This is a genomic window from Streptomyces sp. NPDC101152, from assembly GCF_044768275.1.
Lineage (GTDB): Bacteria > Actinomycetota > Actinomycetes > Streptomycetales > Streptomycetaceae > Streptomyces.
The window spans coordinates 1-6943 of the sequence record NZ_JBIWPO010000112.1 but is presented as its reverse complement, the minus strand read 5'-3'; the positions used below and the strand labels follow the sequence as shown (position 1 = coordinate 6943).

The 6943-nt window shown below is 67.9% G+C and carries 8 protein-coding genes and 2 pseudogenes; 3 read left to right on the top strand and 7 right to left on the bottom strand.

The genetic code is table 11. The features are described from left to right. Window positions 1-206: 206 nt before the first annotated feature. The 7 genes from ACIRVK_RS44960 to ACIRVK_RS44930 all read right to left on the bottom strand — a co-directional run bounded on the left by ACIRVK_RS44960 (window position 207) and on the right by ACIRVK_RS44930 (window position 5777). The gene (locus ACIRVK_RS44960) at window positions 207-1079 is read right to left on the bottom strand and encodes an ABC transporter permease (protein ID WP_404257877.1); all 873 of its coding nucleotides are present in this window, start codon (window positions 1077-1079) and stop codon (window positions 207-209) included. A 3-nt stretch (window positions 1080-1082) separates the two neighbouring features. Next, a complete protein-coding gene (locus tag ACIRVK_RS44955) occupies window positions 1083-2090 on the bottom strand; it encodes an ATP-binding cassette domain-containing protein (RefSeq protein ID WP_404257875.1) in 1008 nt (335 codons plus the stop codon). Beyond that, window positions 2087-2515, bottom strand: coding sequence for a lasso peptide biosynthesis B2 protein (locus ACIRVK_RS44950; protein ID WP_404257873.1), 429 nt, complete (start codon window positions 2513-2515; stop codon window positions 2087-2089). Before ACIRVK_RS44950 ends, ACIRVK_RS44955 begins: the two co-directional genes overlap by 4 nt. After that, a complete protein-coding gene (locus ACIRVK_RS44945) occupies window positions 2512-2772 on the bottom strand; it encodes a lasso peptide biosynthesis PqqD family chaperone (RefSeq protein WP_404257871.1) in 261 nt (86 codons plus the stop codon). Before ACIRVK_RS44945 ends, ACIRVK_RS44950 begins: the two co-directional genes overlap by 4 nt. Continuing rightward, on the bottom strand, window positions 2769-4610 hold the full coding sequence (locus tag ACIRVK_RS44940; protein ID WP_404257869.1) for an asparagine synthase-related protein: 1842 nt from the start codon (window positions 4608-4610) through the stop codon (window positions 2769-2771). Before ACIRVK_RS44940 ends, ACIRVK_RS44945 begins: the two co-directional genes overlap by 4 nt. A 196-nt stretch (window positions 4611-4806) precedes the next feature. Then, complete coding sequence (locus tag ACIRVK_RS44935; protein WP_404257868.1) at window positions 4807-4926, bottom strand: lasso RiPP family leader peptide-containing protein; 120 nt, start codon at window positions 4924-4926, stop codon at window positions 4807-4809. 188 nt (window positions 4927-5114) lie between these two features. After that, entirely contained in the window at window positions 5115-5777 is a 663-nt protein-coding gene (locus ACIRVK_RS44930) for a LuxR C-terminal-related transcriptional regulator (protein WP_404257866.1), read from the bottom strand. A 359-nt stretch (window positions 5778-6136) separates the two neighbouring features. Here ACIRVK_RS44930 and ACIRVK_RS44925 point away from each other — a divergent pair, with 359 nt between their 5' ends. From ACIRVK_RS44925 to ACIRVK_RS44915, 3 genes and pseudogenes are all read left to right on the top strand, one after another. Further along, window positions 6137-6307, top strand: a complete 171-nt coding sequence (locus ACIRVK_RS44925) for a VOC family protein (protein ID WP_404257864.1) — start codon at window positions 6137-6139, stop codon at window positions 6305-6307. 49 nt (window positions 6308-6356) lie between these two features. After that, a pseudogene (locus tag ACIRVK_RS44920) lies at window positions 6357-6836 on the top strand (transposase); the annotation flags it as partial. 11 nt (window positions 6837-6847) lie between these two features. After that, a pseudogene (locus tag ACIRVK_RS44915) lies at window positions 6848-6943 on the top strand (short-chain dehydrogenase); the annotation flags it as partial.

Below are 6943 nucleotides of genomic sequence, written 5' to 3'. Positions count from 1 at the left end.
TCCACGGCGGCTGCTCGCCCCTTCTCACGTGCAGGCTAACAACCCATCAGACACCAACATTCCAAGGTAAGTTGCAGCATTCTGTTAGGAGTTCTAAGACCTCAACGGAGTACTCCGGGCGGGCAGTCGGCGATGAAGCAGAAAACCCCACGGCGCGAGCCGTAGGACTCCCCCTCCCTCCAGGAGGGGGAGGAAGTCAACTCCCTTTATTCGGAGCGTGCGAAGCGGTAGGTGGCCACCGACAGGGCCACGACGGCGACCGCGGCGACGAACCCGGTCTCCAGGGACACCGGTGGCGTCCAGCCCCACCACTGCGGACCGGCTCCGCGGCTCCCCAGTTGTGCCACCCCGTCGCCGGGCAGGGTGCGCCGCAACGCGTCGACCGCGTAGGTGAGGGGGTTGAGCCGCACAGCTGTGCCGAGCCAGCCGGGGAGACCCGCAGCCGGGAAGACCGCTCCGGACAGGAACAACAACGGCATCATGCACAGCCCGATGACGACCTGGAAGGTCTCCGGCCTCCTGGCGCACACGGCCACCAGGACACCGAGTGCCGTGAAGGCGAATGCGATGAGCGCCAACTCCAGGAGGACCAAGACTAGTTCGGGGCGATAGGGGATGCCGACGATACCGCTCAAACACAGGATGGGCACCGCGTAGCACGCGCCGGCCGTGGCACCGCCCAGACACGTGCCGGTCAGCAGTGGGCTGCGCCGCACCGGTGCCACCAGCATTCGCCGGAGGAACCCCGCCTGGCGGTCCCAGACTACGGAGGCGCCAGCCGCCATGGCCGGTGCCTGCACCGCCATGAGGAGGACCCCGGGAAAGAGGAAGGCACGGAAGTCGCGGAAGGCGCTCTGCTGTGCGGGGAGCGCGGAGTTGAGCCCCGTACCAAAGATCATCAGAAAGACCATCGGCATGACCACGCTCATCGCCACCCGCAGCCGGTTGCGGGCGAAACGGATGACCTCTCGCTGCCAGAGCACTCGTACCGCCCGCAGGTCCGCTGCGTGGTGCGCTCGCCCGCCCGGGGAGGAAGGGGCGCGCTGCTGTGCGGGCGGGGTCGCGGACACCAGGGACATGAGTTACCTCCTCGGGGCGGGGAACGCGGGAGCCACGTCGTCGGCTTCGCGGATGGTACGTCCTGTGTAGTGCAGGAAGACGTCGTCCAGTGTGGGAGGAGTGACCGTCACGGCCCGTACGGGTACCGGCAGGACGGCACAGAGCCGGGGGACGAGTGTGGCACCGTCCGTGGCCCTGATGCGCAGGCCGTCGGCCCCGGCATCGGGGTCCAGGCCGAGTCGTTCGCGGATGGTTCGCGCCGCAGCCGAGTCGTCGTCCGTCCGGAGCGTGACGAGGTCGGCACCCACGATCGCCTTCAGTTCTCGGGGCGTTCCGTCCCCGACGAGCCTTCCTTCGTCCATGATGGCGATCCGGTCGCAGTTCTCGGCTTCCTCCAGCTGATGGGTCGTGAGGAAGACCGTCACCCCCCGCTCCGCGCGCAGGCGGCGCAGGTAGTCCCAGATGGCGGCCCGCGTCTGCGGGTCGAGGCCCGTGGTGGGCTCGTCGAGGAACAGCACCCGTGGGGCGTGGATCAGTCCCAGCGCGATCTCCAGTCGACGGCGCATCCCGCCCGAGAAGGTGCGCACAGGAGCATGTCGGCGCTCAGCCAGGTCGACCAGCTCCAACATGTCCATGATCAAGTCTATGGTCCGCTGTCGTGGGATGCCGAACAACTCGGCGTGAAAGCGCAGTGTCTCCATGGCGGTGAGGTCACCGTCGAGTGTGGACTCCTGGAATACCACGCCGATGTGACGGCGCACCTGGTGCGGCTCGCGTGAGACGTCGAACCCGGCCACCAGGGCCCGCCCACCGGTGACGCGGAGCAAGGTGCACAGCATGCCGAGGGTGGTGCTCTTGCCCGCGCCGTTGGGGCCCAGAAAGCCGAATGTCTGCCCCGCGGGGACTTCGAGGTCCAGGCCGGCCACCGCCTGTAGACGTCCGTAGCGCTTGGACAGCCCCTCCGTGATGACGGCCGCGTCTGCGGACCTTCCGGTGCCCGCGGTGTCCGGTGCGGCGGTGACCAGCCTCATGTGCGGCCTCCCGCGGGGTGCCGCACACTCATGATCGTCTGAAAGAGGGTGACGTCACCTGGCTCGCCGACGGCCCGCGCGTCGACCTCCACCCAGGCGTGCGCGCGAAACGGCTGGGTCCGGATCCCGGTGCACCAGTCGGGCCAACTGCCGTGCATGCGGCACAGCAGAGCAGTGGCGACAGAGCGCTGCAGGCAGCCTCGGCCAGCGCATCGGGCGCTCACGGTCACCACCGCCGCACGGGCATCCAGCGCCTCGTCTCGCGTGGCCGGGCGTGATCCGTGTCGTGCCGTCTCCAGGCTTCGTCGCAAGCGACGCGGCGGCAGCGTCACCAGCAGCCGCGCCATCCCGACCGCCAGCCGTGCGTCGATCCGGGTGCGACGGTCCAGCGGCCGGCCCTTTTCACCGATGACCTGCATGCTCATGCGTACACCACCAGCCGAGCACGGGTGAGAAGCCCGACCAGCTCCTCAACGTCCCGCACCGCTCGCTCTGCGGCTTCCGGGTGGCGTTCGGTCAGCCGCACTGCCGTGTCTTCGGCGGTGTTTCCGTCGAGCAGCAGGCGCAGGGCCTCGGCTCCCGAACGGTTGAGCTGCCAGTAGCGGCCCGCACGCTCGTCGAGCAGGATCAAACCGTCCTCGACCTCCGTGGTGGTGATCTCTGGTTTGAGGGTGAGGGTCATCGGGTTCCTCCAGCAAACGGATCGGTCTCGCGCACCGAGCGCAGCCAGCCCTCGCAGGCCAACGTCGCCTCGTACGGCACCAAGTGCCGGAAATCGGGTTTGGGGCTGAGCAGCGCTGTGCGCAGGGCATCCGCGTCGACGAGCCCGAGCTCGGCCAGCCGCAGGTCGTCGCACAACTCCAGCAGACGTGCGCGGTTGTGCCGTATCCCGCGGAAGGCCTCGGCACTGAACTCGCCCTTGCTGCGACGCGCCAGGATCTCCTGCGGCACGATGCCGTCCACCGCGAGCCGGAGCACAGGCTTGAACTCCCCGCTCACCAGCCGGTCCTCGATGCGTACCCGCAGGGCGGCCTCGACCACCCGGTCGTCGAGGTAGGGCGCTTCACAGCCGACCTCAAAGGCGGCGAGCGCCGCGTCGAGCTGACGCACGCCGCCGCCGCTCTGCACGACCACGTCCAGCGTCTGATGCTGTGCCCGGTCGGGATGATGAGCCTGGGGCCGTTCCTGGCGGGCGTAGGTGCGCATCATGCTCCGTACGGCCTCGGTCGCCTCGGCTGTGGCCCATGGCGGCATCCGGGGTTCCCAGCCCCATGCGAGCAACGCATCGGTGGGGCCGGGCGCCGGATCACTCAGCCGATTCGCTGCGCCCGCCAGCCATGTGGCGAACGACGTCCGATCCATCAGCCCCCGCGCCGTCGACAGCAGGCTCCAGCGATTGAGCATCCGAAATCGCTGCGCGGATGCGAGGCCGCGAACCGGGTGCCGTCGCACCTGCGACCACAGAGCGGTGGGAAGGACGCCGAACAGTTCGTCGCCACCCACCCCTATGAGGTGGCAGGCGGCCCCGTCGTGCGCGGCCGAGGCGACCAAGCGCTCCATATGGGCCCGGCTTCGCGTCCATGGCATGGGGCCCTCCTCACGGGCGGGCCTGCCATGGGGCGTCAGCTCGGTCTCGTACCAGGTGGGACTGTCCTCGATGGCGACGAAGCGATGACGGGCGGCGGGCAGGTGAGCGGCTGCGCGCCGGGCCCAGAGCGTGTCGTCGTTTCCACGGTCCACTGGTGCCCAATGGTGAGTGATCACTTCCGCTCCCACCGCGTTGGCCAGGAAGCACAGACTCGTGGAGTCCATCCCGCCGGAGAGGTCGATACTCAAGGGGGAGCGGGCGCGCGCGGTCAAAGCCGCCAGGAGCGCTTCCCGCAGGGGCTCAGCAGCCTTCGTCGCGGGCAGTTCGGGATCCGGGGGGCGCCACCAGCGCACGGTACGGGCGCTGTCCTTCGGCCCGAGTTCCAGTCGGCAGCCCACGCCCAATGCCTCTATCTGCGGCCACACGGGCCGCATCGACAACGGCCATGGCGGGTTGGGGGTCAGCAGCCGCAGCGCGAGGGTTCCCGGGTCCGGTGGGAGGAGGCTCCCGTCGGCTGGGCCCTTCAGCTCGGCAAGGAGCCGGGGCCCGTCGGCTGCGACCGTCACCCCGTCCACGTCGGTGAAGAAGATCTGCCGTGCCGTGGAAATGCTTCCCTGTGCCCGGGTCCAGCCGTCCACGGACGCGATGAGATGACACGAGCCCGTCAGCATCATTGCGGCGGTATCGAGCTCGGCGACTGTCCGCGCGCCGGCCAGAACACGCCGCACGGCGTCCTGAGGCAGGTCCGTGCGGCCGAACACCACAAGTCGGCGTGGCCCGGCGACGATGAGGGAACACTCTTCGTCCGGCCACTGGCCCACCAGCCACGGCCGTCCCGACGCATGGCGGATCACGCGGTATCCCGGGCGATCCGTCAGTCTCTCAGCCACCTTGACGGCATCCGGTCTGTCGGGAAGGACGCCAAAGTACATGTCTGCTACTCCCCTTTGGGCGATGAGTGTCTGTGAACTTCGATCACATCCGGCCCGCTGCGATAGCACCGTTTCGACGCCGCAGTCCAAGACCGATGCCACTGGGGCCGCCCTGCTGGGTGGAGCCCCGCGCCAGCCGGCCGCGCCGGTACCGGCGGAACGCGCGGTTCGCCGGCACCGGCTCAGGCCGGCTCGCCTAGCAGAGCCAGGCGGTGCCGAGGAAGAAGTCGTTCTCGACGCACGGCCCGAAAGCAGTGGTCAGCTCCGAGAAGTCCCCGATCTCGACCAGAGCGGGCGGCTCATAGACCTCGTCCATTTCCATAGGTGTCTCACCGTTTCCTTGTCTCGGTTGCGGTCTGGAGAAGGTTCAAAGCCCGCGCTCCGAACCCCTCCTCTTGAACACCATCAACGTAGGTCGCGCCGTGTCCCGCCTACCTGAGAGGCCTGTCCCGACCATGTCCCGGCTCGGGCTTCTTCTCGCAGGGCGATCGACGGTGAGGGCCATCAGTTTCCCAGACCCGCGTTCCGGGCCCGCAGTGCTGCCTCCACCCGGTCGGTGACATGCAGCTTGGCGAAGATGTGGGAGACGTGATTACGCACCGTCTTCTCCGACAGCACCAGTTGACGAGCGATGCGCCGATTGTTCATGCCGCGTGCCATGAGATCCAGAACCTCTCGCTCCCGGTCGGTCAACGCGGGAAACGCGGCTCGTCCCGGCAATTCGTGGATGGCCGAGAAGTAACGACTCAGACGCGTCGCCACCGTGGGGCTGAACACCGCGCCGCCCGTAGCCACGGTGCGAACACCACGCAGCAACTCCTCACGTGCGGCTCCCTTGACCATGTAGCCACGCGCGCCGACGCGCAGGGCTGCCATCACGGCGTGGTCGTCCGCGCTGCTGGAAACAAACAGCACGCGCGGCAGGCCCGCGTCTTCCGGATACTCCGCCAGAATCGCACGAGTGGCCTCGACTCCGGAGCATCCGGGCAATATGAGGTCCATCAGCACGACATCGGCGATCACCCGTCCGCCTGCCAAAGCGGTGACCGCTTCCTCCCCCGTGGCCGCTTCGCCCACCAACTCGACGTCTGCAGCATCCGCCAGGACCGATCGCACTCCGGCCCGGAAAAGGGGATGGCCATCCACGACGAACACCCGGGTGCTCACGACCGCCTCCCGTTCGGCCGTGCTCGTAACCTTCGCCTCCATGAATTCGCCACTGTCACCATGCACTCCCCCGTGGAGTTGCGGGGTGGGAGGATCCGTGAGCGGCTCACCTTCTGGCCACACCACCGCCGATCCCAGCCCCCGCTGTCAGCCGTCCGACCTATTGTGCGTGCGACAGGATGGACACACGACGCATTTCGATCCCCTTCGAAGCATTGCGCCCGACTGCCACGCGCCTCCATGCGCCGTCCGTCGTGCGCGGACCCGCGCTTCAGAGCCGGGGTGGCCGGGACTGTCCCGGTCGGCGTCGAGGCTGGCCGCCCCTGGACGGTGGGAGGCATGCATGATCGCCTTGGGGCATGAGTTCTTTGATACGCCATGTCACCATCGACGCCGCCGACCCGTTCGTTCTTGCGGGCTTTTGGGCCCAGGCTCTGGACGGCTCGCTGGCTGATGATGACTTTCCTGGGGATCCCGAAGCCGTGGTCACGACTGCTGCTGCCACCTTGCTGTTCGTCAGGGTCGGATGACGGGACTGTAAGACGTTCGGTGTAACTATCGATCATGGAAGATGCATCGATGACCATTGAGAACGTATCCGAGTCCGAGGGTGCCGAGTCCACAAGCGCACTGTGGGCGAAGGCCGTTGACGACCAGTTGATCGACGAGCTGGTGCACCGGGCCCAGGCGGAGGGGCTGCAGCTGACCGGTGAAAGCGGGCTGCTGCAGCAGTTGACCAAGCGGCTGCTGGAGTCCGCCCTGGAAGGCGAGATCACGGACCATCTCGGCTATGACAAGCACGACCCGGCCGGCAAGAACGGCGGCAACTCCCGCAACGGTAAACGCACCAAGACCGTGCTGACCGACGTCGGTCCGGTGGAGATAACCGTGCCCCGCGACCGGGACGGCTCCTTTGAACCGAAGATCGTCAAGAAGCGGCAGAAGCGCCTTACCGGCGTCGACGAGATGGTCATCTCGCTGGCAGCAAAGGGCCTGACCACTGGCGAGGTGCAAGCCCACCTGGCCGAGGTCTATGGCGCCGAGGTCTCCCGCCAGACCTCACCGACCAGGTGAGCCCCCAGGGTCACGAGTCACAGTTCGCCGGTAACCACCTCGGCCACTTCGCCCTCACCGGCCTGCTCATGGACCTGCTGCGGCAGGGGCGT